We start from the raw sequence: 25,191 nt of genomic DNA, 5'->3' as shown, positions 1-25,191 counted from the left end.
TTCAGTTCCCGCAGATGGCCGCGACGGCGGTGGCCAGGTCGGCACCGGTGAACTGATCGACGGTGGCGGGCGCGATGAGCGACTGCATCGCCAAGCCCTGAAAGAGCATGAAGAGCGTTTTGGCCAGGGCGGTCGCCTGCACTTCGGAGAGCTGCGGATGCGTCGCGCGCAGCACCTCGGAGATGTCGGCGTACGCCCCGGCGCTGGCCTGCTCCATGAATCCCTGCGATTCCGGGGAGCGCGCGAGCTGCACACCGTTCTCGAGACTCAGCAGGAGATTCTCGCGATTGCGCAGGACGACCTCGATGAGTCCGTCCCAGGTGGGCGCGAGCGCGTCCATGAGCGATCGCCCCTCCCCCGCATCCTTGATGGCCGCGTCCATCTCGTCACCGATCTCGGTGCCGACGCCCAGCGTGAGTGCCTCCATGACCAGGCGATCCTTGGAACCGAAGTGATAGCCGATGGCCGCCAGGCTCACTCCGGCGGCATTGGCGATATCGCGCGCGGTCACCTTGGCCAGGCCGCGGTCGAGGATTGCCTGGCGAGCGCCTGTCAGTAGGTCTTCTCGGTTTCCCATAAACCCACCCTACCAGCGTCTTAGACATTTGTTCTAGACAGCCGTGCCAAAGTCTGTTAGACATATGTCTTAGACGGACGTACTTCACCACCACGGGAGATACCGATGAGCACCAACACCAACCTCCGCATCCTGGTCGCCGGCGGCGGCATCGCCGGCAATGCCGTTGCCCTGCAGCTGGTTCGGGCCGGCATCGCCACCACCGTCGTCGAGCGGGCCACCGCTCCCCGGCCCGGCGGCCAGGCGGTCGATCTGCGCGGACCCAGTCGCGAGGTGGCCGAGCGCATGGGCCTCATGGACGGCGTGCGCAAGCACCAGCTGCACGAGAAGGGCATGGTCCAGGTCGATGCCGACGGCCGCACCATCTACGAGATGCCGATGGAGATGTTCGAGGGCAATGGCGCGATCGCCGAGGTCGAGATCAGCCGCGGCGACCTCAATGGCGTGCTGCTCACCGAACTCGCCGGTGTCGCAGGCGAACTCGACTACCGCTACGGCGACTGGATCGAGAGCCTGGACCAGGACGGTAGCGGTGTGACCGTCGGCTTCGCCTCCGGGCTCAGTGAGCGCTACGACCTGGTCATCGGCGCCGACGGCGTGCACTCCGGTACGCGCAAGCTCGCCTTCGGCCCCGAGGAGCAGTTCACCACCTACCTCGGCGGTTACATGTCCTTCTACACCATCCCGACCCCTGAAGCGGCCGTGCAGGATTGGATGGCCATGCACGTGATCCCGCGGGCCTCGGTCGGCGTTCGCTCCGACGCCGATCCGGCGACCTCGAAGGCCATTCTGACCTTCCGCATCGACGCGGATCCGGCCCTGCGCCGCGATACCACCGCGCAGCAGCAGCTCATTCGCGACATGCTCGCCCCGGCCGGATGGTGCGCACCGGAGATTCTGGCGAGACTCGATGAGGCGACCGACTTCTATTTCGACGAACTGGTGCGCGTGGACATGCCGGCACTGTCGGCCGGGCGCATCACCCTGCTGGGCGATGCCGGGTACTGCGGATCGCCGCTGACCGGTATGGGCACCGCCATGGCACTGGTGGGCGCCTATCTGCTCGCGGGCGAAATCGCCGCTACCCCAGGCGATATCGACGGTGCGCTGGTGCGCTACGAGGCCGCGGTGAACCCGTTCCTGGAGAAGGCCAAGACGCTGCCGGGCGGCGGGCTCAAGATGATGATCCCGACCAGCAAGGTCGGCCTGAAGGTCATGGTGCAATTCGGCAAGCTCATGATGTCCCGCGCGTTCCGGCCGATCATGACCAAGATGCTCGACACCACCGAGGACTACGTGCTTCCCAGCTACTGATGCGCGACGACTACGCTCGAACCGTGCGGCAGAAGATCATCATGGACAATGACACCGGCATCGATGACTCCCTCGGTCTGCTCTACCTATTGGCCTCCCCCGAGGCCGAGATCGTCGGAATCGCCTCCACCGCGGGCAATGTGCCCGCGGACCGGGTGGCGGCCAATAATCTCGCCCTGCTCGACCTGTGCCGGGCTCCCGAGCTCGAAGTGGCGCTCGGGGCGGCGCAGCCGCTGGCGATTCCCTTGCGCACCACCGAGGACACGCACGGGCCGCAGGGTGTCGGGTATGCGGAGCTGCCGGTCTCCGCGCGCCGGCTGTCGGACCGTTCGGCGGCGCAGATGTGGGTGGATCTGGTCCGGGATCATCCCGGCGAGATCGTCGGGCTGTGCACCGGGCCGCTCACCAATCTCGCGCTGGCGCTGCGGATCGAGCCCGAGCTGCCCCGGTTGCTGCAGCGGCTGGTGATCATGGGCGGGGCGTTCAATCATCCCGGCAACACCACACCCACCAACGAGTGGAATGTGCACGTGGACCCGGAAGCCGCCAAGGAGGTGTTCGACGCGTTCGCGGCGGCGCCGGCGGACCGGCGGCCGATCGTGTGCGCGCTGGACATCACCGAGACCATCGAGATGCGGCCGAAGCATCTGGCGCTCTTGGCCGAACGCGCCGGCAGCGAGCCGGTGGAGACGGTGACCGAGACCGATCCACCCGAGGCGCGGTCGGCGGCGAGCAATCCGATCGTCCGGTATCTCACCGATGCGATCCGCTTCTACTTCGATTTCCACCTGCTGTACGAAAAGGTGTATCTGGCCCATATGCACGATCCATTCACCGCAGCAGTGGCATTGGATCCGCGACTGGCCGTCACCAAACCCGCGACAGTCGATGTCGAGCTGGCAGGGACCATCACCCGCGCCACCACAGTCGCCGACTGGGACGGCATGTGGGAGCGGGAACCCAATGCCGACATTGTGGTCGGGACCGATCCGGAGTTGTTCTTCGAACGGCTCGTGAGCCGTGTCGGAGATCTGGCACGGGCCACCTATCCCCCGCAGGAAGGGCCGCGGAGCCGGTGAGCGAGGACGACTACGCCGCCGACTTCCGCACCCGGCTCGGGCTGTCCGGAATCATCGATATCCATACGCATTTCATGCCCGAGCAGGTGCTGCGCAAGGTGTGGGACTACTTCGACTCCGCCGGACCGCTGATCGGGCGCAGCTGGCCCATCGCCTACCGCGATGAGGAGCAGGTGCGGCTGAAGACCCTGCGCGGCTTCGGGGTTCGCGCCTTCACCTCGATGGTGTATCCGCACAAGGCCGAGATGGCGGCCTGGCTCAACCAGTGGTCGGCCGACTTCGCCGCCCGCACCCCCGACTGTCTGCACACCTCGACCTTCTATCCGGAGCCCGGTGCGGCCGAGTACGTGGCCGAGGCACTGGCGGCGGGGGCGCGAATCTTCAAGGTGCACATACAGGTCGGGCAGTTCTCGCCGGTCGATCCGCTGCTGACCGAGGTGTGGGGACTGATCCAGGACGCCGGGGTTCCGGTCGTCGTGCACTGCGGATCCGGGCCCACGGCCGGGAAGTTCACCGGTCCGGGACCCATTGCCGCACTGCTGGAACGGTTTCCGCGACTACGGCTCATCATCGCCCATATGGGTGCGCCCGAATACAGCGAATTCCTCGATATCGCAGCGGCGTACGACGGCGTGCTGCTCGATACCACCATGAATTTCACCGACTTCTTCGAGGCGGCCGATCCGTTCCCGGTCGGCGAGCGCGGGCGGTTGCGCGAGTTCGGCGATCGGATTCTGTTCGGCAGCGACTTCCCCAATATCCCGTACTCGTACGGGCATGCGCTGCAGGCGCTGGAGCGCCTCGAGCTCGGCGAGGACTGGCTGCGCGGGGTTTGCTACGGCAATGCCGCACGGGAGTTCGGCATCGTCTGACCTGGATGTAGTCGCGGGCGCCGGCTGTCGAATGTCGGTGCGGGAGCTGGCTATTCAGCACGCGACCTCACCGGGCAGCCGTTCGTGTGGCAGTGACCACCACCGTCGTATACGGCATCGTGAAGCCGCCGCCGAGCGCATCGATCGCGGCGCCGACGCCGTCGAGTATCGGTGCCAACTGCTCCGGCGGGAGCTGTGTGAGCGGGCCGTGGCTGGGCAGCTGATCGAGCCAGGCCTCCCGGGTGTAGTAGTGCTCCCACTCGAAGCGCCACTGCTGCGGGTCGGTGAAACCGCCTGCCGCGCGGATCCCGTCGGCCGCCTTCGTCAATATCGGCTGATACACCCCCAGCACCGGACCACGCGCGGGCTGGATATTGAACGGCGAGCCGGGGATGACGCGCTCGTAGACCTCGGCGAAAGCCTGCGCCACGTCGAACGGCAGCTGGAATACATGCCAGAACGGCGCCAATCTGCCACCGGCCCGCAGCACCTGTGCCGATTTGGCCGCTCCCGCAATCGGATCGACCCAGTGCCACGCCTGTCCGGCGACGATGGCATCGAAGGTCCGTCCGGCGGGGTCCCATGCCTCGAAGGTCGCGACCTCGACGTCGATTCCGCTTCGACGTGCGAAATCAGCCATGCGCGCATCGGGTTCGACTCCGAGAGTCGTGCAGCCCGCCTCCCGGAACTGCCGGGCCGCGATGCCGGTGCCGCAGCCGACATCGAGCAGGTCCGGTCCCGGGGACTCGGTGACTATCCGGTTGATCAGTGCGGCGGGGTACGCGGGCCGGGTGCGGTCGTAGCGTTCGGGGTTCGTGCCGAAGGACTCCGCGACGTGCCGGTACTGGTGCGGTGCCGCCGGGGCGGGCGGTGTGGGTTCCGGGCTTATAGTGGGCATGCGCCCACTATAAGTGGGCACATGCCCACTCGACAATGGATCAGGCGAACAACGTAGGGAGAGTGCCGGTGCCGACAGGGATGGCCATACGTGACGTACGGGCGCAATTGTTCGACGCCGCTGAGCGGGTTGTGCTGCGGGACGGTCCGAGCGCGCTGACCAGCCGGGCCGTCACCACGGAGGCGGGCTGCGCGAAAGGCGTGCTGCACCGGCACTTCGCCGATTTCGACGACTTCCTCGCCGAGCTGGTGCTGGACCGCATCACCCGAATCGATCAGCAGGCCGGGGCTTTACGCGAATCCGCCGGAACCGGCACCGTCACCGGGAACCTCACCGAGGCATTGAGCGCCGTATTCGGATCCCTCGCCGTGGCGATCGTCAGCCTCGTGATCTTCCGGGACGAACTGCGGGCGCGATTGCGGCAGCACCGCCCGACCGGCGTGCCGCTGCTGGCCGAGGCGACCGCCATGATCGCCGGATATCTCACCGCCGAGCAGGATCTGGGCCGGGTGCGCGACGATGCCGATATCGACTCGCTCGCACCCACACTCATCGGCGCCGGGCATCTGCTCTTCGCCGATCGCACCGCCGCCCCGCCCGAAACCGCGGCGGTCACTGCCGTGGTGATCACTGTCGTCGCCGGAGCCCTGGCGCGATAGCCCGGCACGAACCGTTCGGATCATCCATCGAAGAGAGGACTTTGGGCCATCGTCAGGTCCGATTCACAGGTCTATGTTGATCGGCAGACGCCACAGATTGGACGGGCGATCATGCTCGCCGAGAAGACGGTCAAGAACTACGTCTCACGGCTGCTCGCCAAACTCGGGATGGAACGCCGGACCCAAGCCGCCGTCCTGGCATCGAAACTCCGCTCGGCGCAGTAGCGTTCACGCCGGTCAGCCGGAATGCGCGGACTCCTGGGCGGATTGGCCTTCCGCGACGTCTTCGGCGGTGAATCGCATCGAGAGGACCACTGCTCCGGCTGCTACCGCGAGGATGGCGCAGCAGGTGAATGCCAGCCCGTAACCACCGGCCAGGGCATGCAGCTGGCCGTCGGAGGGGTGCTCGACGGTGGCGTTCGTACCGCCCTCGGACAGGATGCGGGAGGACACGATCGCGCCGACCGAGACCAATCCGACGGCGCCGCCGAGATTTTGGGCCACCTGGGCGAGAGCGGTCAGCGGGCCGATATCGGAGGCCTCGACACCGGCGATGGCCGAGAGCGTCAGCGGGATGACCGCGAAGCCGAACCCGAATCCGATAATGAGCACCGGGACCGCGATGCTCGGGAAGTACGCCGGCCGGTCCGAGACGATCATGCTCGCGTACAGGCAACCGGTCAGGATGATCGCGCCCCCGGCGATGACCAGCCAGCGCGGGGCGAACCTCAGCGCGAGCCGCGACGAGAGCGCGGCGGCAGCGCCGAGCCCGAACGCGAACGGAATGACGGCCAGTCCCGCCTGCAGCGGCGAATAACGCAGCACGCCTTGCAGATACAGGGAGATGAAGACCGCCAGGCACATCATGATGGCGCCCGCGAGGACGATCGCCGTCAATGCGGCGACCCGGCTGCGATTGCCGAACAGGCCGAACGGCAGCAGCGGATGCGCGGCTCGCCGTTCGACCCGCAGGAAAGCCGCCAGCGTCAGAACGGCGACAACCGCCGGCACGACGACGATCGGGCGGGACCAGCCGCTCGACCCCGCGTTCATGGCGAAGACCGCCAGCGTGACGCCCACGGTGGCCAGAACCGCGCCCGCTACGTCCAGCTCGGAGCGGGTACCGCGCGACTCCCGCAGGCACAGCACCGCACCCACGGTGACGAGCACGCCGATCGGCACATTGATCAAGAACACGAGCCGCCAGGACAATTCGGTGAGCACGCCGCCCGCGATCAGCCCGGCCACCGAACCAACCCCCGTCAGCGCCGCGTATACCGCGAACGCCTGGCTGCGCGGCTTACCCGGCGCGTAGGTGGTAGCCACCAGGGCCATGGACGTCGGCGCCGCGATCGCGGCAGCCACCCCCTGCAACGCCCGCCCGATCACCAGAACAACCGGATTCCAAGCAATTCCGCACAGCAGCGAGGTGAGGGTGAAAAGCAGGACACCGGCCGTGAAGACCCGCTTCCGGCCGAAAGTATCCCCCAAACGCCCACCCAGCAGCATGAGACCGCCGAAAGCGACCACATACGCGGTAATGATCCAATTCCCGCCCGACTCCGACAAATCCAGCGCACGCCGAATATTCGGCAGCGCCAGCGCCACCACCGTCCCATCGAGCACCACCAGCAACTGCAACCCACCCAGCACGAAAATCGGCGCACCCCACACCCGTTCATGCCCAACAGCCGCCGACGCCTCCACAGAACCGATCACACCCGCCGACCCTACGCACCACACCAAACCCATCCCCCACACGCTCGAAAACCCCGCCCCCACTTCCCTCGATGCCACAGCCCGCCCCAACGCCGCACAGTCTCCACCCGGTCTGTGCAGCCAGGACGCGGGCTGCGTCGTCACACGGTCAGGGGCGGTTGTCGAAGACGCGGAGGATTTCTTCGGCGGCCAGGGCGGGGGTGAGGGAGCCGTCGCGGACTTGTTTTTCCACCTGGGGGCGGAGGGATTTGACGTCGGGGTTGTCGGTGAGGCGGCGGAGGAGGTGGTCGTGGACCATGGTCCAGGTCCAGTCGATTTGCTGGCGGCGGCGCTTTTCGTCGAATTCGCCTGCGTCGGTGAGGACCTGGCGGTGTTGCAGGACGGTGTCCCAGAACTGTTCCAGGCCGGTGCCTTCCAGGCCGCTCATGGTGATCACCGGTGGGTGCCAGAGGGATTGGCGGGGGTGGATCAGGCGCATGGCGCCGGCCAGTTCGCGGGCGGCGGATTTGGCTTCGAGTTCGTGTTTGCCGTCGGCCTTGTTGACCGCGACCAGATCGGCCAGTTCCAGGACGCCCTTCTTGATGCCCTGGAGTTGGTCGCCGGTCCGGGCGAGGGTGAGGAAGCAGAAGACGTCGACCATATTGGCGACGGTGACCTCGGACTGGCCGACGCCGACCGTCTCCACCAGAATGGTGTCGTAGCCTGCGGCTTCGAGCAGCACGATGGTTTCGCGGGTCGCCTTGGCCACACCGCCGAGGGTGCCCGCGGTCGGGGACGGGCGGATGAAAGCATCGCGCTCCAGGGACAATCGCGCCATGCGGGTCTTGTCGCCGAGGATGGAACCGCCGGTGCGAGTCGAGGACGGATCCACCGCCAGTACGGCCACCCGGTGGCCCTCGGCGAGCAGCTTCATACCCAGCGCGTCGATGAAGGTCGACTTGCCGACACCCGGAACACCGGTGATGCCAACACGATTCGAGACCGCGGCATCGGCGTCGGGGGTGACCCGCAGCAGCAATTGCTGCGCCAGCTCCCGGTGATCACCGCGCGCGGATTCGACCAGGGTGATGGCGCGGGCGAGGCCCGACCGCTCCCCCGCCCGCACCGATGCGGCCAGCTGGTCGACGTCGATGATCCGCTTGGCGGCCCGGCCCGCGGAACTGGGTCCGCTCCCCGCCACGCCGGTGCCGGAGGTGGTGCCGAGCCGAGGGTGGCCGGAACCACCCTCGGCTGTGCGCGGCGCGTCGCTCATTCGCTTGCGCCGGTGCCGATCTCGTGGCCCAGCGAATCGGCCAGCTTCTTGATCAGGTCGATGGCGGCGTCGGCGATGACTGTGCCGGGCGCGAAGATCGAGGCCGCGCCGGCCCGGTACAGCTCGTCGAAGTCGCCGGGCGGGATGACGCCGCCGACAACCACCATGATGTCGGGGCGGCCGACATCGGCCAGCGCCTGCTTGAGGGCGGGCACCAGGGTGAGGTGACCGGCCGCGAGCGAGGAGACGCCGACAATGTGCACGTCGTTGTCGGCCGCCTGCTGAGCCACCTCTTCGGGCGTCTGGAACAGCGGGCCCACATCGACATCCATGCCGAGGTCGGCGAAGGCGGTCGCGATCACCTTCTGGCCGCGGTCGTGGCCGTCCTGACCCATCTTGCAGACCAGGATGCGGGGACGGCGTCCCTCCGCCTCGGCGAATTCCTCGACCAGCTCGATGGCGTCGCTGATATTGGTCACCTTGCCGGCCTCCTCGCGGTAAACACCGGAGAGCGTGCGGATTTCGGCCTGATGGCGGCCGTACACCTTCTCCAGCGCGTCGGAGATCTCACCGACGGTGGCCTTGGCGCGGGCGGCGGCAATGGCCAGCGCCATCAGGTTGTTCTCCATGCCGCCCTCGGAAGAGGCTGCGGCACGGGTCAAATCGGCCAGCGCGCGCTCGCACTCGGCACTGTCGCGCTCGGCGCGCAGCCGGACGAGCTTCTCGTTCTGCTCGACCCGCACGCGCGAGTTCTCGACCTTGAGAACCTCGATCGCCTGGTCCTCTTCGGCCTGATACTTATTGACGCCGATGACCGCCTGCTGCCCGGTATCGATGCGCGCCTGGGTGCGAGCGGCGGCCTCTTCGATGCGCAGCTTCGGGATGCCCTCCGAAATCGCCTGCGCCATACCGCCGTGCGCCTCCACCTCGGCAATGTGGGCGCGAGCCCGCTGCGCGAGCTGATGGGTCAGCCACTCGACGTAGTACGAGCCGCCCCACGGGTCGATCGGACGAGTCGTATTGGACTCCTGCTGAATCAGCAGCTGGGTATTGCGGGCGATGCGTGCGGAGAAGTCCGTCGGCAGCGCCAGCGCCTCGTCGAGCGCGTTGGTGTGCAGCGACTGGGTGTGGCCCTGTGTGGCGGCCATGGCCTCCACGCACGTGCGCGGGACATTGTTGAACACGTCCTGCGCGGTCAGCGACCAGCCCGAGGTCTGCGAATGTGTGCGCAGCGACAGCGATTTCGCGTTCTCGGGCTCGAACTTGGCGACCAGTTCACTCCAGAGCAGCCGTCCCGCACGGAGTTTGGCGACCTCCATGAAGAAGTTCATGCCGATGGCCCAGAAGAACGACAGCCGCGGCGCGAACTTGTCGACCGGCATACCCGCGTCGATACCGGCGCGCAGGTACTCCACACCGTCGGCGAGGGTGTACGCCAGCTCCAGATCGGCCGTGGCTCCGGCTTCCTGAATGTGGTAGCCGGAGATGGAGATCGAGTTGAACTTCGGCATCTTCGCGGAGGTGTAGGCGAAGATGTCGGAGATGATCCGCATCGAGGGCTTGGGCGGATAGATGTAGGTATTGCGGACCATGAACTCTTTCAGAATGTCGTTCTGAATGGTTCCGGCCAGCTGCTCGGGCTTGACGCCCTGCTCCTCGGCGGCGACGACGTACAGCGCCAGAATCGGCAGCACCGCGCCGTTCATGGTCATGGACACCGAAACCTGGTCCAGCGGAATCTGATCGAACAGTTCCCGCATATCCAGGATGGAGTCGATGGCGACGCCGGCCATGCCGACGTCACCGGTGACGCGCGGGTGATCGGAATCGTAACCACGGTGCGTGGCCAGGTCGAAGGCGACCGACAGGCCCTTCTGACCCGACGCCAGGTTGCGGCGGTAGAAGGCATTCGAGTCCGCGGCGGTGGAGAAGCCCGCGTACTGGCGAATGGTCCACGGCTGGTTCACGTACATGGTCGGGTACGGGCCACGCACGAACGGCGCCAGACCCGGCACGCTGTCGAGCGGATAACCCTCGGCGACAATGGCATCGCGGTCGGCCTTGGTGAAAACCGGTGCTACATCGATGCCCTCGGGCGTCGCCCAGGTCAACTGTTCCGGCGCATAGTGATTGGCGGCGGCGGCCTCGGCCACGAAGGCCTCGACCTGCTCGGCCGCCACCGGCGCGACCTCGGCCGCATTCGGCTCAGCCAGCGGAACTTCGGCGAAATTGCCGATCAGGTGCTTGATATCGCTCATCTCTATGCTCCCAGCTTCTCCAGCAGGCCGGACAGCGCCGTCACCGCATCCATCCGCGCCGTCAGGAATCCGTCCGGACGCTGCGCGCCGGTCAGATCCGCGACCGCCTTCTCGGGTCCGGCCAGCAGAACAGTGGTGACGCCCGCCGCGCGCAGGGCGTCGGCGGCCACACCGGCCTCCGCGCCGTAGCGCGAATCGGAACCACACAGCACCGCCACGGAGACACCCGATTCGGTTGCCGCCGCGCCGATTCCGTCCAGCGCCAGCGCACCCGGGTTCACCGGTTCGATACCGCCGGAAGCCAGCACATTCGCCGTGAAGGTAATGCGCACATTGTTCTCCGACACCGGGCCCAGCGGTACCAGCAGCGCCTTGGGCCGCGCGCCGTGGGCGGCGAGGTAGGCGTCGGAACGATTGCGCAGGGTCTCGAAGGCCGCGCCGTAGCGGGCGATCGGGCTGGGCTCGCGGGCCGCCTCGGACAGCGGATCCTCGCCCAGGTTCGGGAATTCGTTGACGCCGGTGACGGCCGTCTTGCGGTGCGCCACATCGGAATCGCGCTGGACGCGGGTCTCCTCGATGCGCTCGGCGAGCAGGCCCGCCTGCAGCGCCGCCAGATAACCACCGGCCGCCTCGATCTCCTGCATGAATTCCCAGGCCTTGGCGGCGATCTCATCGGTCAGCGATTCCACGAACCAGGAACCGGCGCCCGGATCCTGCACGTGGCCCAGGTGCGACTCTTCGAGCAGCAGTAGCTGGGTATTGCGCGCCATGCGCTCGGTGAACGCCGGTGACACACCGATTTCGCCTGCGGGCAGGGCATTGTCGAACGGCAGCACGGTGACGATATCGGCGCCGCCGACACCGGCACCGAAGGCCGCGAGGGTGGTGCGCAGCATGTTCACCCACGGATCACGCTGGGTCATCATGGCCGGGGAGGTGATGGCCTGCTGCGGGGCATTGCCGTAATCCGGGGCACCGCAGACCTGGGCGACGCGCGCCCAGAGTCGCCGTCCGGCACGGAATTTGGCGATGGTCTCGAACTGGTCATCGGTGGCGGCGAAGCGGAAGGCCAGCTGGCTCAGCGCCTCGGCGATATCGGCGCCCGCATCGGTGAGCGCGCGCAGGTATTCCAGGCCCGCGGCCACGGCGGCGCCGAGTTCCTGGGCGTCGGAGGCGCCGGCATTGTGGAATGCCACGCCGCACACGGTGATTGCGCGCACCGTCTCCGGACGCGCCACGGCCTGCTGGGCCAGCGCGATCGCGCCGTCCAGGTCGATGGCGGTGGAGCCGGCGAACAGGCTCGTCAGCGGGGTCGCGCCGAGGTAGACCTGAATGTCCTTGCGGTCAGCCACGTCATAGCCATCGAGCACCGAGAACAATTGTGCGGCGGCCTCGTTCGCGGCCGGACCGGCGTCCAGGGTCAGCGGGGCCAGCTCGAACAGCAGGCCGCGCAGGGCGGCGGGCAGCTCGGCCACCGGAACGCCGCGCTCGGCGACGCCCAGCCAGACCGCGCTCACGCCGTTCTCCAGCGCATCGAGGATCTGCCGGTTCACGGTCGCACCCTCGGCGCCGCCGAAACGCTGGCTGACATACCACCCGCGATGCACATCGCGGGTGGCGTCGGTGCCGCGCACGAACGGGAAAGCACCCGGCAGCGGCTGCTCGGGCAGCTCGTCGCGGCGGGTATAGAGGGGATTGACCGTCAGGCCGTCGTACGTCTTGACCGCGAGCAGCTGCTCGGGCTCGTCCGGGAGTTCAGTGGCGTCGACCCTGCGGGCCTTGGCCAATACTCCGGCAACACCCTTGCGCCAGTCGGCGTACCCGGGCACCGGCTCGGTGTCCGGGTCTGAAGCAATCGGCATAGCCCCTGTTCCTTCTTCCACTCACCGACCGAACGACCGGTTTGCACTGCATCAACACTGCTCAGAGGTCATTTCGGTTAACGAGCATTCCTCGTCTTTACCCTGATGCTAGCTGGACAAGAGTGATTACTGTCCACAGAGTCCCGCTACCAGCGGGTAACCTGGCGCGGTGCCAACAACCGTCCGCGGACCGCTCGAGCCGGGGTCCGCGCAGCTCAGCGAGGTTTCCGTGCCGCTCGGTGGAGTTCCCGAATCCTCGATCGCTGTACCCGAAACTTCGATCGCTGTCTCCGAAACGCGCGATATCGGAAAGCTTGGCGCGGTCGCCGAAATCCTGGCCCGGCTACGGCAGCCCCGGGTGCTCGGGGTGCTGATCATTTGCGCAGTCCTGTTCGGGCTGGCGGCTTTCGCACCGCATCCGGCACCGCAGCAGATCCGGGAATGGGCCGACTCGGTCGGACCGCTGCTGCCCGTCGTCTTCTTCCTGGCGCATGCACTGATCTGCATTGTGCCGTTCCCCCGCACCATATTCACGCTCAGTGCGGGCATGCTTTTCGGGCCGGTGCTCGGCTTGGCGCTGGCCATCTCCGCGACCACGCTGAGTGCGGTGCTGGCATTGCTACTGGTTCGCGCGCTCGGGCGCGAGCGGGTCGCCGCGCGGCTCACCCATCCCACGGTGCAGGCGGTCGACACCCGCCTGGCCAGGCGCGGCTGGCTCGCGGTCGGATCACTGCGATTGATCGCCTTCGCACCGTTCGCCATCGTGAACTATTGCGCCGCATTGTCATCGGTCCGCCTGACGCCCTACCTCATCGCGACCGTCGTCGGCATCATCCCGGGCACCATCGGCACGGTCTGGCTGGGCGACGCCCTCACCAACCGCACCTCCCCCGCGCAGCTCATCGTGACGGTCGCCTGCCTGGCGGTGGGCATCATCGGGCTCATCGTCGATACCCGCCTCGGGGTGCCCGAACCTGCACTCGAAGCAGCCGACTAACCGAACTCAGCCGCCGCGGGTCAGCTCTCGCGCCGGTACTCGATCGCGAAATCGTGCACCCAGGTCTCACCGCTGTCGTAGGACTTCTGCCATTCGCCGGTGATGGTGTCGCCGTCCGAGCTCACCTGCGATTGGAAGCGCTGCGTGAATTTCGGTGTGCTGCGCCACATCTGCCATTCACGCTCGGCGAAAGTCATCCGATATACACGGGAGAAGCCGCGAGCGTCGGAGTACAGCACGGTGTACTCCGACTCGGACTCGTCGCGACCCATGATCCAGGTCGCCGACTCCCCTTCATCCCCGAACTGCCGCATCACCAAGGCGGCATTATCGATCCACTCCGCGGTCACCCGCCCCTGCACCCTGGTGTCCGGACTCGGCAGAAATTCCGCATCCGACAACTCGATCACCCATTCGCCACCCAGCACTGCCAACTCGGCCAGCGACGGATTCGGCTCCCGGCCAACGCTCATGACAACTTCCCTCCGGTTCGAGAAACGTATTGGTGTTCCGACGGCACGAGATCGTGAAAATCATCGGACCCGGAGGTTCACGTTTCCGTCCCAAGTACCCGATCGAGAAGGTGATCGACGAGCTCGACTGCCGACTTCGCGGTGCCGTAGCCCTGGAGCATGCCCTGGGCGAGTCCGCCGATCGCCATCAGAACGAGGTCGGCGTCGAGGTCGGGATGAATGCGGTGTGCGGAGGCGTCAGCGACCTGGGCGCGCCTGAGTTGATCAGTGACGATCGTGGCCAAAGCGCGTGGGGCGGCGAACGTTTCCTCGGCCGTGATGCCCTGACCGGTAATTGCCGCCGTACCGAAGGCGCCGAGAACGATGGCCTCCTCTCGACGCTGGCTGTCCAAGGGCAACAGCTCGGTCAGCACGGCGCGGATCGCTTCACGGGGGGTGGCGTCCGCACCGAGCGCGGTCCACCGCTGCATGAATCGCGCACCGGCATCCGCCATGACCGATCGGTGGGTCGCCAGCAGGAATTCGCTCTTCGTTCCGAAGTAGTACTGCACCAGCCGTACCGAGATCCCGGCCTCGGACGCCACCGTCTGGAATGTCACGGCTTCCAGGCCGCCCCCGACGATGACTCGCCGGACGGCGTCGGTGATCTCCCGGCGTCGCACTTCATGGTCGACCAATCGTGGCACGCGACCCCTCACCTCCTGTTCGCAGAACCTCGTCCGGTTGATGGTACGCAGGTACCGCTTACGTGATACGTTCATACCGCGTAGATGATACGTTCATACCGTAAAAACTGATGAAGGGGAGGCTCATGCCGAAGATCGGGCGATTCACCAGCGAGGAAGCGAAGTCCACCTTCCTACGTGCCTACGATGAGATAGCAGCGAAATGGCCGGCGCCCTCTACCTATATCGACGTCGAAACATCGTTCGGCACAACACGAGTGCGCAAGTCCGGAAGCGGTGCAGGCGCACCGATCGTGCTACTGCCGGGTATCGGCGGCAATGGTCAAGTCTGGTTCCGGTTCATCGAGGAGTTGGCGCGCGACCGCGTTGTGTACACGCCGGACGTCATCGGGTGGGCCGGACGCTGCGTCCAGACCGCGCCACTGCGCGATACGGAAGACATCGCGAAGTGGATGGCCGAGACGCTCGACGGGCTCGGCGAGGATCGTGTCCATCTGGCGGGAAACTCCCTGGGCGCATGGCTGGCGGGCGCCATCGCCGTGCACCGGTCCGAGCGGCTGGCCAGTCTGACCATGTTCGAGCCCAGCGCCTCGACGTTCGCGAAGGTGCGATTGAGTCTGCTGTTCAAATTCATTGTGGCGGGCGCACGGCCGACTCCCGAGCGGATGCGAAAGTTCAACAGGTGGCTGATGCCCGGCTTCGAACTCAGCGATGAGGAATCCGCCTTCGCCCTGGCCGCCGTGAAGTTCCGGATGGCGATGCCGTGGGATCGCCCGTTCACTGACGAACAACTGGCCGCCATCACCGCCCCGAGCCTGATTCTCTTCGGGGCCGATACGGTCGTCAGCGATCCCGAACTCGGTGCGGCCCGCGCCCGCAACCACATCCCGTCGGCCGACGTCGAAATCTATCCGGGCATAGGACACGATCTACTGTGGGCGAACCCGGAACAGATACTTCCCCGCTTCCTGGACTTCGTCGGCAGTCATGATCAGGTGCGATCTCGGGCCGATCAGCCCGTAACTCCCGCCGCGCCAAGGTAATTCGCGTCGCCGATCATGGCCCGCCGCACGGCTGTTGACGTGGTCGACCGAAGCGCTTGATACTCACGAGTATTCGATACCCGTGAGCAGGGAGAACGTGATGGCCGACTATGACGTCGTGATCCGGGGCGGATCCGTCTACGACGGCACCGGAGGGGCTCCGATGGTGGCGGATGTGGCGGTGCGGGATGGGCGGGTCGTGGCTGTTGAAGCGGGGCTTCCGGAGGGGCGGCGCACGATCGATGCGAGCGGTAAGTGGGTCATTCCGGGGATGATCGATGTGCATACGCATTACGACGCGGAGGTGCTCACCGGGCCGGGGCTGGGTGAATCGGCCAGGCACGGGGTGACTTCGGTGGTGTTCGGCAATTGCTCGCTGTCGACGGTGTATGCCGAGGCGCAGGACTGTGCGGATATGTTCGCGCGGGTGGAGGCGCTGCCGTGGGATGTGGTCAATGACGCGGTCAAGGAGCATAAGACGTGGGTGGATCCCAAGTCGTATGTGGAGGCCATCGGCGGCAAGCCGCTCGGGGTGAATGTGGCTGCGTTTCTGGGGCATTCGGATATTCGGGTGGCTGTGATGGGTCTGGGGCGTGCGGTGGACGCAAATGAGCGGCCCACCGGTGGTGAGCTGGATCGAATGGCGGACATGCTCGCCGAGGCGCTCGATGCGGGATTCGTCGGACTGTCCACCATTCGCAGTTCGTTTTCCAAGCTCGAGGGGACGCGCTTTCCCACCCGCCAACTGCCTTCGACCTATGCCACCTGGGCGGAGTACGGGCGGCTGAATTCGGTACTGCGCCAGTACGGCCGGGTTCATCAGAGCACGCCGAATCTCACCTCGCGAGTGGAGATCGCACGCTACTTCGCGCAGAGTGCCGGCCGACTGTTCGGGCGGCGGCCGCTCAAGACCTCATTGCTGTCGGCCGCTGATATCAAAGCTGATCGGACGGTGGCGCGGATCGCGGTGGGCGCGGCGTGGGTGGCCAATCGGCTCGGCAGGGCCGATTTTCGCTGGCAGCATCTGCCGGTGCCGTTCGAGGTGTACGCCGACGGCATCGATCTTGTCATCTTCGAGGAATTCGGTTCCGGGGCAGCGGCATTGAATATCCGCCAGGTGCTCGAGCGCAGTGCACTGCTGAAGGACGAGGAGTACCGCCGTCGCTTCCGTAAGGACCTGTCCAAACGATTCGGCCCCCGCGTCTGGCATCGCGATCTCGGTGACGCGCAGATCATGGCCTGCCCCGATGCGTCGGTCATCGGCAAATCCTTCGCCGCGGTGGCCACCGAGCGCGGCATCACCGCACCGGACGCACTGTTGGATCTGACCGTCGAACACGGTGCGGCGCTGCGCTGGCGCACCACCATCGCCAATGATCGCGATGATGTCCTGGACCGGCTGCAGACCTCCCCCATGGTGCAGATCGGTTTCGCGGATTCCGGTGCGCACCTTCGCAATATGGCCTTCTACAACTCCGGGCTGCGCATGCTCGAGCGGGTGCGGCAGCGCGGCTTCATGCCGATCGAGCAGGCGGTGCACCGGCTGACCGGTGAGCTGGCGGACTGGTACGGACTCGATGCCGGAAAGCTGGCCGTCGGCGCCCGCGCCGATATCGCCGTCATCGACCCGGCGGGCTTCGACGGCTCCAGCGCCGCCTACGCCGAGGCGGAACTACCCGGCAGCGGCGTCTCCCGCATGGTCAATCGCAATGACGCGGCGGTCGCGGCCACCGTGGTCGGCGGCCACGTGGTTTACGAATACGGCGCCTTCGCACCGGGATTCGGCACCACGCTGCACGCGGGCACCTTCCTCACCGCGTGATCAGCACCGGTTCTTCAGGCATCGCGGGTGAACGACAACCAACAGGAATGTCAGCAGTTGGCACTCTTCCACTGGGTGAGTTTGTCCAGGAAGATGCCGGTGGCGGGCTGGTTGATCTGATCCGCGCCGCGGTGTTGCAGGTGGCCGACGACGACGGCCTCGGTTTGCGCCACCGTGGCGATGATTTCGGCGGGGGCGCTGACGCGGAACGTGCTCAGGCGCTGGATCGCGGCGGCGGAATCAGCAGGTTCCTTGCCCTGCTGCAGATCGTGGACGAGGTCGATCTCGTATTGGACTTCGGTGCAGGCGTCGCCGCCCGAACTCGGTTGTGCGGCCGCCGAGGTCTGCGCTGCGGCGCTGGTGGGGGCCGCGCCGGTATTCGTCGCAGTGGTTGCGGCGGGTGTCTTGTCGGAGCCGCAGGCGCTGAGTGTGACCGCGGCGAGCAGGGCGATGCACGCGATACCGGTGCGGAACAAAAGGTCTCCCAGGGTGCTTCGGAGTGGCGAGGATCTGGCTGTGCGCCGGACCCATCAGGAGGGGGCAGCGCGCATGGATCACTGTGCATTTCAGGGATTACAAATCGCTTAAAGTCCGCAGGCCGGTGTGCGGCAGATGGCCCGCACATGAAATCCCGTCGCTGCTCGGCGCGGTCACGATCCGGAAATTAGGGTTGTGCGCATGAGGATTCGGCGGTGGCGGCGGGCATATCTGGCCGCGGAGTACGCGGCATTGTTCTTCGGGGGAACGACCGCTTACAACGCGGTGCTGCGCGGGCGGCCGCCGATTCCGGCACTGCTGGTGCTGGGGACCGCCGCCACCGTCTATCTGCGGCGCTCACGCGGGTTCGACCGGGACTCGCTGTGGCGGGCCGGGGCATTTCGCGATCAGGCGCGGCCGATGGCGGTGACGGCCGGGTCCAGCGCGCTCGCGCTCACCGCGGCGACCGCACTGCTGCGGCGCGAGGATCTGTTCGACCTGCCGCGGCGGAATCCGCTGCTGTGGCTTGCGGTCATGCTGCTGTACCCGGCATTGAGCGTGTATCCGCAGGAGCTGATCTTCCGGTCGTTCCTGTTCCACCGGTATGCGCCGGTATTCGGTGACGGTGCGGGCATGGTCGCCGCCAGCGCCGCCGCCTTCGGCTACGTGCACATCATCTTCGGCAGCTGGTTCTCGGTGGCCGCGAGCGGTGTGGGCGGCTGGATCTTCGCGACCCGGTATCTGCGGACGCAGTCGCTGTTCACCGCCTCGGTCGAGCATTCGGTGTACGGAATACTCGTGTTCTCCATCGGCCTGGGCCGGCATTTCTATCATGGCGCGGCACCGGCATCGCGGATCCGATCGGGCGCCGGCAGAACTGCCGCACTGACCTGATCCGCGCCGCGAACCCGACCCCGAGATGTCGGTGTGGTCTGGTAGTCATGGGTTCATGACGACTCTGGGTGCCGTGTTCCGTCCGCACAATCCGCCGGAGCGGCTGCGGGCGGTGGTTCGGGCGGCCGAGCAGGCGGGGCTCGACGAATTGTGGTTGTGGGAGGACTGTTTTCAAGAGGGCGGGATCTCGAGCGCCGCGGCCGCATTGGCCTGGAGCGAGCAGCTTCGGATCGGGGTCGGCGTGCTGCCGGTGCCGCTACGGAATGCCGCGATCACCGCAATGGAGATCGCGACACTGGAGCGGATGTTCGACGGACGGGCGATCTGGGGCGTCGGCCATGGCGTGCAGGAGTGGATGGGGCAGGTGGGGGCACGGGTAGCTTCGCCGGTCACACTGCTGGGTGAATATCTGGATGCACTGCGCGGATTGCTGGCCGGTGAGCGAATCACCGTGAAGGGCAGGTATATCCAGCTCGACGACGTCGCCCTGGATTGGCCGCCCGCCACCGCGCCGGCGGTGCTGGCCGCCGCGTCCGGGCCGCGCACGCTGGCGCTGGTCGGCGCGGCCGCCGACGGCGTCATCCTGGACAGTTCCAAGTCCGCGGACGGTATTCGCGCGGCCGTCGACATCATTCGCGCCGCGCGGCCGGAACAGGCCGCGCCACAGCCGTATCTGGTGGTCGCCTACCTGCTGACGGCCACCGGCCCCGGTGCTGCCGACCGGATCGCCGCGGAGTTGCGCGGCAAGGAACGCGACACCATCCCGGACGTCGGTATCGCAGGTGACGCCCAGGCGATCGCCGACACCGTCATCCGCTGGGCCGAAGCCGGGGCCACCAGTGTTGTCCTGCAGCCCACCGCCGATGAGCCCGACCCCGCCGGGTTCGTCCGCTTCGTCGCCGAACAGATCCGGCCATTGGTCCCATGACCGATCAGCTGTCCACCCGCAGTGCCACCAGGTTCGCGGCGACGCGATCGCTGTCCGCCTCCGTCCAGCCGGGCGGGGCGGTGACCGCGGCCCAGGCGTAGGGCATCAGGTCTCCGTAATTGTGGCCGTGGCCGGACGGCGGCGACTGCGCGCGCACCAGATCGGCGCTGACCTGCCAGAAGGTGACAATGGGGTACCAGCTCATGGCGGAGGTTCGGTCTCGGCCCGGCGCTTCGGTCAGCCAGTCGGGGCGGGTGAACAGCAGATCGGTATTCCACCAGACCACGGGGTCGGAGGCATGCTGCAGATACAGCACGCGTGGTTCCGGCCACGGGTCGCGCAGTGCCGAATTCTGCTGCGGCGCCGGCAGATCCTGCTTCCCTGCGGCGAATCGGACGATCAATCCCCCGGCATAGGTGGGAAGTACTTCGGGAGTGCCGGGATCGCGCCGATCCTTGATCTCGTTCCACAGGTGATTGGAGTTCGGCGGGCCGACGAACAGGGCGCCGTCCACGGATTTGCGGAGATCCGCGAGGCTTCCGAAGGCGCTCTCGGCCGATTGCGAGCCGAGGCTTTCGCCGTAGACGATCAGGCGCGGTCGATGCCCCTCCGGTAGCTGGGCCCAGCGCTGGTGAATGCCGTCAATGAGCGCGGCGCCCGCGGTCGCCGCCGCGGAGCGGTCCACCAGAAACGAGATCCAGCTGGGCAGGAAGGAATACTGCATGGCGGCAATGGCGGAGTCGCCGTTGTACATCAGCTCCAGCGAATCGGCCGCGGCGGGACTGACCCATCCGGTGCCGGTGGTACCGGTCACGACCAGAACCTTGCGGTCCCACGCACCGGTGCGGTCCAGTTCCGCGAGGATCAGCCGCACTCGCGCCGCGGTGTCGACGGCAGATCCGAGTCCGGCGTAGACCCGGATCGGTTCTCGCGCAGGGACTCCGCTGAGCGCCGCCAGCCGCGCCGCGCCGATTCCGCCGGCGACGAACGTCCGGCCCTGCAATCCCAGGGTGTCCCACGGCGCGGCCGACGCCGGGCTACCCGACCGTTCTGGCTGGATCGGTTGCACGACACCGTGTTCCGTTCCATTGTTCTGCCCGGCGAATACCGCCCGAGCGGCGTCGGAACTTCCGGCCAGCAGCACCTTGCCGACAAAGAGCGCCACCGCCAGGGCGAGCGTGATCGGCGCGATCACATGCGCCAGCGGCAGGGAGATGTGCAACCGCGCCGACAGCACCCGGGCGATCGCGTGCGCCGTGCGCCGGAGTCCCCGGGCGGCCAGCAGCACCAGCAGGAAGATGGCCACGATGATCAGACCCGTACGCAGGTAGGCGATTTCGGCCGACGGGGACATCCCCATCAGCCCGTCGACATCGTCCTGCCAATTCGCCGCCACCAGCAATGTGCTGATCACGGTGAATACCGCGAGCAGTGCGACGACGATCTCCAGCACCAGCTCGACCCGGCGTTCGAAGCGCCGCCACGCGATTCGCGGCGCCACCCACCGGCGCATCGGAAATGCGAGCAGCACTCCGACGCCGTAGCCGGTCACGCTGGTGAATCCACTGACGATGCCCTGAAAGACCCAGTCCCGCGGCAGCAGCGACGGGCTCAGACTCCAGGCGAAGAAGAACAGCGCGAACACCAGGCCCACAAAATCCAGCCCGAGAATCGTGATGGGACGCGGCGGCCCGGCCTCCTCCTGCGGCAGCAATCGCTCCCGCACGCCATTGGCGCCGGCGCGCACACCCTCTCGACCCGCCCGGACAACCCGGGCTCGCACCGTATCGATCTGCGAGCGCCAGGAGTCCATTCGCCTACCTTCTCATTCCCGGCATCGAGTCTCTGCCGCGCCCTGAGCAGGTATGCCCGTCGTCACATCGCCGGGGCAGGCTCAGTTCTGGGGACCGCGAGTGATGGTGTCGCAGCCCGATACCTGGGCGCCGGCGCCGGGACCCGCGATATTGATGGCGTCCTGTTCGGCCTCATCCGAGGACGACCCCTGCGCCCAACCCCAGTGACCGTCGGAGGCCACTGCCGCAGCGCCGCAGCGGAGATTATCGGATCGGTCCGCGTCCCAATTGGTGCGCCAGGCACAGTCGGTGAAGCCGCATTTCGATTCCGCGGCGTCCTTGGCCTCCTGCATGCTGGGGTAACCGGTGACAATCGCGTAGGCGCGCATGTGATTGCCGATGGCGATCGCGCCCCAGGTGCCCCCCGACTGTGCTTGTGCGGGCGCCGCGAACAGCGCGGACAGTCCGATCGTCAGGACCGCGGTGGTGAGCAGTTTCGACACACGGCTCGATTGCGAAAAAAGCATTCCAGACTCCCCTTCTGGTGTGACGCCCCTGTCTCGCGGCGCCGAACGTAGCAGAGCATAACCGCCGGGTCCGACATTCCTGCAATTGTTTTCCTCCTGGATCTCCTTGCAGGAGTGCACCATTCACCTTCGGCGGCTACTGCGAACCCGGAGCAGACCGGCCTGGCCGGGGCATTGAAATCACGGTGATCGTGGATCTGTCCTGCGTGTCTTCCGCAGGAAAGGATCGGACCGGACGGTCTCGGCCCGGGTCCGATTCCGGGCGAGGCATCCGGACAGCGAATTCGACGGAGGACGGCATGATCAGCATCGGGGCGACCCGAAACGGCGCACGCGCAGTCGAGTTCGGCCGGGCCTGGAGCGCCGGCGGGTGGGCTCGGGCACGCGGGGTGTCGGTGCGCGTGCTGTCGCTGGCCGTGCTGATCGCGCTCTGGTGGGCGATCAGCGCCGCGAAAATCGTCGAACAGCAGTTCCTTCCGACGCCCGCGGCGGTGTGGCGGGCGTTCGTGCGCGCGAACAGCTGGCACGAGATCGCGCCCGGGGTGCCCCGGCAGGTGCGCGGGGAGCAGAACTACTTCCTCTGGGAACACCTGATCGCGAGCCTGCAGCGCATTGCCGTCGGGGCGGGCGCGGCCGTGATCCTCGGTCCGCTGGTGGGATTCGCGCTCGGGACCTCGCGGACGATCGGGGCGATTGTCGAGCCCTATCTGAATTTCCTGCGGGCACTACCGCCGCTCGGGTACATCGGACTGCTCATCGTGTGGTTCGGCATCGGCGACACCTCGAAGATCTGGCTGCTGTTCCTGGCGGCCTTTCCGCCCGTGGTCATCGCGACTATTACGGGCGTACAAGGGGTTTCGGCCGATCGAATCAATGCGGCGCGATCACTGGGAGCGAGCAAACGCCAGGTGATCACGCGGGTCCTGCTCCCCGCCACCCTGCCCGAGGTCATCACCGGCGTGCGCGTGGCGGTCGGATTCGCGTGGACCACCGTGGTCGCCGCCGAACTCGACAATGGCATCCCCGGCATCGGCGGTCTCGCCTACGTGGCAGGTCAGCGCCTCGACACCGCCCTCACCATGGCCTGCATCATCGTTATCGGACTCACCGCGCTCGCTCTGGACGCGGCGATCAAGTGGATCGGCGAGATCGCCGTTCCGTGGAAAGGCAAGGCGTGAAACGCAAGCTCGTCGCAGTGGCATTGGCCGGAGTTCTCGCGGCAGCACTGTCCGGATGCGTGTCCTCGGGGCGCTCCGACCAGTCCCGCGCCGAAGGCGACAAGGTTGCCTGCCCCGTGGCCGTGGACGACTCCTTCACCGGGACAGTGCGTTTGGGGTATCAGGACATCCCCAACGGCGCACTGGTGGTGAAGGATGCGGGGCTGCTGGAGACCTGCCTGCCGAAGGCCAAGATCACCTGGAGCAAGTTCGCCTCCGGCGCGACGGTCATCCAGGCGTTCGGGTCCAATTCGCTCGACCTCGGACTGCTCGGCAGTTCCGCTGCGGCGCAGGCGCTTTCGGCACCGTTGAATCTGGATATGAAGGTGGTGTGGATCCACGACGTGATCGGCTCGGCCGAATCGCTGGTGGCGAAGGATCCGGCCATCACCTCGGTCGCCGGGCTGCGCGGGAAGAAGATCGCGGTGCCGTTCGCCAGTACCTCGCACTACAGCCTGCTCGCGGCGCTACAGGCGGCCGGAATCGAGCGGGACGTGACGCTCGTGAACCTCACGCCCGACGCGATTCCCGCAGCATGGCGTGACAGCAGTATCGACGCGGCGTTCATCTGGGAGCCCACGCTGACCGAGTTGCTGAAGAACGGGCACACCGTGACCACCGCCGCCGAGACCGCCAAGGCCGGTAAGCCGACGTTCGATCTCGAGGGTGCGCGCTCGGACTTCGTCGCCGCCAACCCGAAGTTCCTCACCGTATGGACCGCCGCGCAGAACTGGGCCGTCCAGCAGCTGGCCGGCGATCCGCAGGGTGCGGCGACGCATATCGCCGCGCAGCTGGGCATTCCGGTGGACGCGGTGCGCAAGCAGATCACCGGCTACGCCTTCCTCGATGCCGCGACGCAGGCCGGTGCGCCGTATCTGGGCAAGCAGCTCGGTACGGATCTGCAGACATCGGCGCAGTTCCTGCTGACCCAGGGGCAGATTCAGGGTGTGGCCGCGCCGGAGAAGTACGCGGGAGCCGTCTACGCCGATGCGGCAAAAGCAGTGAGCGCCAAGTGAGTTCGGCCGTCGCGCAGCGCGATCAGGTCGTGCTGCGCGAGGTGTCGAAGACCTACGAGACGGCCACCGGCGATACGGTGGCGCTCTCCCCCACCGATCTGACCATCGCACCGGGCGAGTTCGTGAGCATTGTCGGACCGTCCGGCTGTGGGAAGACCACACTGCTGCAGTTGCTCGGCGGGTTCCTGACGCCGACCACCGGTGAGCTGCGGGTGGGCGCGGATGCCATCGACGGTCCGAGCGCCGAGCGCGGGGTGGTGTTCCAGGCCCCGACGCTGTACCCCTGGCTGTCGGTGCGCGGCAATATCGAGTTCGGCCCGAAGGTGCGCGGCGTCGACAAGAAGACACGGCGAGCGGAGTCCGATCGGCTGCTGCAGCTGGTCGGACTGGGCGATGTGGGCGCCAAGCGGCCCTACGAACTCTCCGGGGGTATGCAGCAGCGGGCACAGATCGCCCGGGTACTGATCAACGATCCGCGCATCATCCTGATGGATGAGCCGTTCGGGGCCCTCGACCAGCTCACCCGGGAGCGATTGCAGGTGGAGCTGCTGCGGCTGTGGCGACAAGCGGGCAAGACCATCGTGTTTGTCACGCACTCGGTGGAGGAGGCGGTGTTCCTGTCCACCCGGGTGCTGGTCATGAGCGCCCGGCCGGGGCGCGTCATCGTGGACCGGCGCATCGAGCTTCCCGGTGACGCTGCGCTCCCCGGGGATACGGCGTCCGGGGACGGACGCGTGCGGGACCTGGCGGTCACCGCCACGCCGGAGTTCCAGGCGTTGAAATCCGAACTGGCACAGGCGATCTACGACGCACACCGCTAGGTCCGAC

Annotated in this window: 23 protein-coding genes and 1 pseudogene; 13 read left to right on the top strand and 11 right to left on the bottom strand. The window is 66.9% G+C overall.

The window, feature by feature from the left end; all coding sequences use genetic code 11:
• Position 1: 1 nt before the first annotated feature.
• The gene (locus ABZX86_RS36795) at positions 2-577 is read right to left on the bottom strand and encodes a TetR/AcrR family transcriptional regulator (protein ID WP_355130525.1); all 576 of its coding nucleotides are present in this window, start codon (positions 575-577) and stop codon (positions 2-4) included.
• Positions 578-682: 105 nt separating this feature from the next.
• Between ABZX86_RS36795 and ABZX86_RS36790 the strand changes: the two genes are divergently transcribed.
• Genes ABZX86_RS36790 through ABZX86_RS36780 form a run of 3 tightly spaced genes read left to right on the top strand, consistent with a single transcriptional unit; the run spans position 683 to position 3,842 of the window.
• Positions 683-1,891 (top strand): FAD-dependent monooxygenase, encoded by a 1,209-nt coding sequence (locus ABZX86_RS36790; RefSeq protein ID WP_355130523.1) that lies wholly within the window; start codon positions 683-685, stop codon positions 1,889-1,891.
• Between the two features lie 23 nt (positions 1,892-1,914).
• On the top strand, positions 1,915-2,970 hold the full coding sequence (locus ABZX86_RS36785; protein ID WP_355130521.1) for a nucleoside hydrolase: 1,056 nt from the start codon (positions 1,915-1,917) through the stop codon (positions 2,968-2,970).
• On the top strand, positions 2,967-3,842 hold the full coding sequence (locus tag ABZX86_RS36780; RefSeq protein ID WP_355130519.1) for an amidohydrolase family protein: 876 nt from the start codon (positions 2,967-2,969) through the stop codon (positions 3,840-3,842). The genes ABZX86_RS36785 and ABZX86_RS36780 overlap by 4 nt, the downstream gene beginning before the upstream one ends.
• Positions 3,843-3,909: 67 nt before the next feature.
• Here the strand turns inward: ABZX86_RS36780 and ABZX86_RS36775 are convergent, their stop codons facing one another.
• Positions 3,910-4,740: a class I SAM-dependent methyltransferase gene (locus ABZX86_RS36775; RefSeq protein WP_355130517.1), complete on the bottom strand. Its 831-nt coding sequence runs from the start codon at positions 4,738-4,740 to the stop codon at positions 3,910-3,912.
• Positions 4,741-4,808: 68 nt separating this feature from the next.
• Here ABZX86_RS36775 and ABZX86_RS36770 point away from each other — a divergent pair, with 68 nt between their 5' ends.
• Both ABZX86_RS36770 and ABZX86_RS36765 read left to right on the top strand, forming a co-directional pair.
• Complete coding sequence (locus ABZX86_RS36770; RefSeq protein ID WP_355130515.1) at positions 4,809-5,399, top strand: TetR family transcriptional regulator; 591 nt, start codon at positions 4,809-4,811, stop codon at positions 5,397-5,399.
• A 108-nt stretch (positions 5,400-5,507) separates the two neighbouring features.
• Positions 5,508-5,624: pseudogene (locus ABZX86_RS36765) on the top strand (LuxR C-terminal-related transcriptional regulator); the annotation flags it as partial.
• Positions 5,625-5,636: 12 nt separating this feature from the next.
• On the opposite strand, the gene ABZX86_RS36760 reads toward ABZX86_RS36765, so the two are convergent.
• The 4 genes from ABZX86_RS36760 to ABZX86_RS36745 all read right to left on the bottom strand — a co-directional run bounded on the left by ABZX86_RS36760 (position 5,637) and on the right by ABZX86_RS36745 (position 12,490).
• A complete protein-coding gene (locus ABZX86_RS36760) occupies positions 5,637-7,118 on the bottom strand; it encodes an MFS transporter (RefSeq protein WP_355130513.1) in 1,482 nt (493 codons plus the stop codon).
• Positions 7,119-7,266: 148 nt separating this feature from the next.
• Positions 7,267-8,370 carry a methylmalonyl Co-A mutase-associated GTPase MeaB gene (gene meaB, locus ABZX86_RS36755; protein ID WP_327138991.1) on the bottom strand — a complete coding sequence of 368 codons (1,104 nt, stop codon included), beginning with the start codon at positions 8,368-8,370 and terminating at the stop codon, positions 7,267-7,269.
• Complete coding sequence (scpA, locus tag ABZX86_RS36750) at positions 8,367-10,634, bottom strand: methylmalonyl-CoA mutase (RefSeq protein WP_355130570.1); 2,268 nt, start codon at positions 10,632-10,634, stop codon at positions 8,367-8,369. Before scpA ends, meaB begins: the two co-directional genes overlap by 4 nt.
• The gene (locus ABZX86_RS36745; protein ID WP_355130511.1) at positions 10,631-12,490 is read right to left on the bottom strand and encodes a methylmalonyl-CoA mutase family protein; all 1,860 of its coding nucleotides are present in this window, start codon (positions 12,488-12,490) and stop codon (positions 10,631-10,633) included. Before ABZX86_RS36745 ends, scpA begins: the two co-directional genes overlap by 4 nt.
• A 331-nt stretch (positions 12,491-12,821) precedes the next feature.
• On the opposite strand from ABZX86_RS36745, the gene ABZX86_RS36740 reads away from it, so the two are divergent.
• The gene (locus ABZX86_RS36740) at positions 12,822-13,487 is read left to right on the top strand and encodes a TVP38/TMEM64 family protein (protein ID WP_355130568.1); all 666 of its coding nucleotides are present in this window, start codon (positions 12,822-12,824) and stop codon (positions 13,485-13,487) included.
• A 20-nt stretch (positions 13,488-13,507) separates the two neighbouring features.
• Here ABZX86_RS36740 and ABZX86_RS36735 read toward each other — a convergent pair whose 3' ends face one another.
• Both ABZX86_RS36735 and ABZX86_RS36730 read right to left on the bottom strand, forming a co-directional pair.
• On the bottom strand, positions 13,508-13,960 hold the full coding sequence (locus ABZX86_RS36735; RefSeq protein ID WP_355130509.1) for a hypothetical protein: 453 nt from the start codon (positions 13,958-13,960) through the stop codon (positions 13,508-13,510).
• 77 nt (positions 13,961-14,037) lie between these two features.
• Positions 14,038-14,646, bottom strand: a complete 609-nt coding sequence (locus ABZX86_RS36730; protein ID WP_355130507.1) for a TetR/AcrR family transcriptional regulator — start codon at positions 14,644-14,646, stop codon at positions 14,038-14,040.
• Positions 14,647-14,756: 110 nt separating this feature from the next.
• Here ABZX86_RS36730 and ABZX86_RS36725 point away from each other — a divergent pair, with 110 nt between their 5' ends.
• Both ABZX86_RS36725 and ABZX86_RS36720 read left to right on the top strand, forming a co-directional pair.
• The gene (locus ABZX86_RS36725) at positions 14,757-15,689 is read left to right on the top strand and encodes an alpha/beta fold hydrolase (protein WP_355130505.1); all 933 of its coding nucleotides are present in this window, start codon (positions 14,757-14,759) and stop codon (positions 15,687-15,689) included.
• Positions 15,690-15,789: 100 nt separating this feature from the next.
• Positions 15,790-17,511: an amidohydrolase family protein gene (locus tag ABZX86_RS36720; RefSeq protein ID WP_355130503.1), complete on the top strand. Its 1,722-nt coding sequence runs from the start codon at positions 15,790-15,792 to the stop codon at positions 17,509-17,511.
• Between the two features lie 50 nt (positions 17,512-17,561).
• Here ABZX86_RS36720 and ABZX86_RS36715 read toward each other — a convergent pair whose 3' ends face one another.
• Positions 17,562-17,987 carry a hypothetical protein gene (locus ABZX86_RS36715; RefSeq protein WP_355130501.1) on the bottom strand — a complete coding sequence of 142 codons (426 nt, stop codon included), beginning with the start codon at positions 17,985-17,987 and terminating at the stop codon, positions 17,562-17,564.
• 202 nt (positions 17,988-18,189) lie between these two features.
• On the opposite strand from ABZX86_RS36715, the gene ABZX86_RS36710 reads away from it, so the two are divergent.
• Together ABZX86_RS36710 and ABZX86_RS36705 are read left to right on the top strand one after the other, a co-directional pair.
• Positions 18,190-18,882, top strand: a complete 693-nt coding sequence (locus ABZX86_RS36710; RefSeq protein ID WP_355130499.1) for a CPBP family intramembrane glutamic endopeptidase — start codon at positions 18,190-18,192, stop codon at positions 18,880-18,882.
• Between the two features lie 55 nt (positions 18,883-18,937).
• The gene (locus ABZX86_RS36705) at positions 18,938-19,810 is read left to right on the top strand and encodes an LLM class flavin-dependent oxidoreductase (protein ID WP_355130497.1); all 873 of its coding nucleotides are present in this window, start codon (positions 18,938-18,940) and stop codon (positions 19,808-19,810) included.
• Between the two features lie 4 nt (positions 19,811-19,814).
• On the opposite strand, the gene ABZX86_RS36700 is transcribed toward ABZX86_RS36705, so the two are convergent.
• Both ABZX86_RS36700 and ABZX86_RS36695 read right to left on the bottom strand, forming a co-directional pair.
• A complete protein-coding gene (locus ABZX86_RS36700; protein WP_355130495.1) occupies positions 19,815-21,623 on the bottom strand; it encodes an alpha/beta hydrolase in 1,809 nt (602 codons plus the stop codon).
• 81 nt (positions 21,624-21,704) lie between these two features.
• Positions 21,705-22,130, bottom strand: coding sequence for a DUF4189 domain-containing protein (locus ABZX86_RS36695; RefSeq protein WP_355130493.1), 426 nt, complete (start codon positions 22,128-22,130; stop codon positions 21,705-21,707).
• 299 nt (positions 22,131-22,429) lie between these two features.
• Between ABZX86_RS36695 and ABZX86_RS36690 the strand changes: the two genes are divergently transcribed.
• The 3 genes from ABZX86_RS36690 to ABZX86_RS36680 are packed head-to-tail and all read left to right on the top strand — an operon-like array spanning position 22,430 to position 25,184.
• Positions 22,430-23,308, top strand: a complete 879-nt coding sequence (locus ABZX86_RS36690) for an ABC transporter permease (RefSeq protein ID WP_355130491.1) — start codon at positions 22,430-22,432, stop codon at positions 23,306-23,308.
• Positions 23,305-24,363 carry an ABC transporter substrate-binding protein gene (locus ABZX86_RS36685; protein WP_355130489.1) on the top strand — a complete coding sequence of 353 codons (1,059 nt, stop codon included), beginning with the start codon at positions 23,305-23,307 and terminating at the stop codon, positions 24,361-24,363. The genes ABZX86_RS36690 and ABZX86_RS36685 overlap by 4 nt, the downstream gene beginning before the upstream one ends.
• Positions 24,360-25,184: an ABC transporter ATP-binding protein gene (locus tag ABZX86_RS36680; RefSeq protein ID WP_355130487.1), complete on the top strand. Its 825-nt coding sequence runs from the start codon at positions 24,360-24,362 to the stop codon at positions 25,182-25,184. Before ABZX86_RS36685 ends, ABZX86_RS36680 begins: the two co-directional genes overlap by 4 nt.
• Positions 25,185-25,191 lie beyond the last annotated feature (7 nt).

The sequence above is a fragment of the Nocardia sp. NPDC006630 genome (genome assembly GCF_040611495.1).
In the GTDB taxonomy this organism is placed as follows: domain Bacteria; phylum Actinomycetota; class Actinomycetes; order Mycobacteriales; family Mycobacteriaceae; genus Nocardia.
The sequence above is the reverse complement of the archived record's forward strand: the minus strand, read 5'-3'. Positions and strand labels throughout refer to the sequence as shown.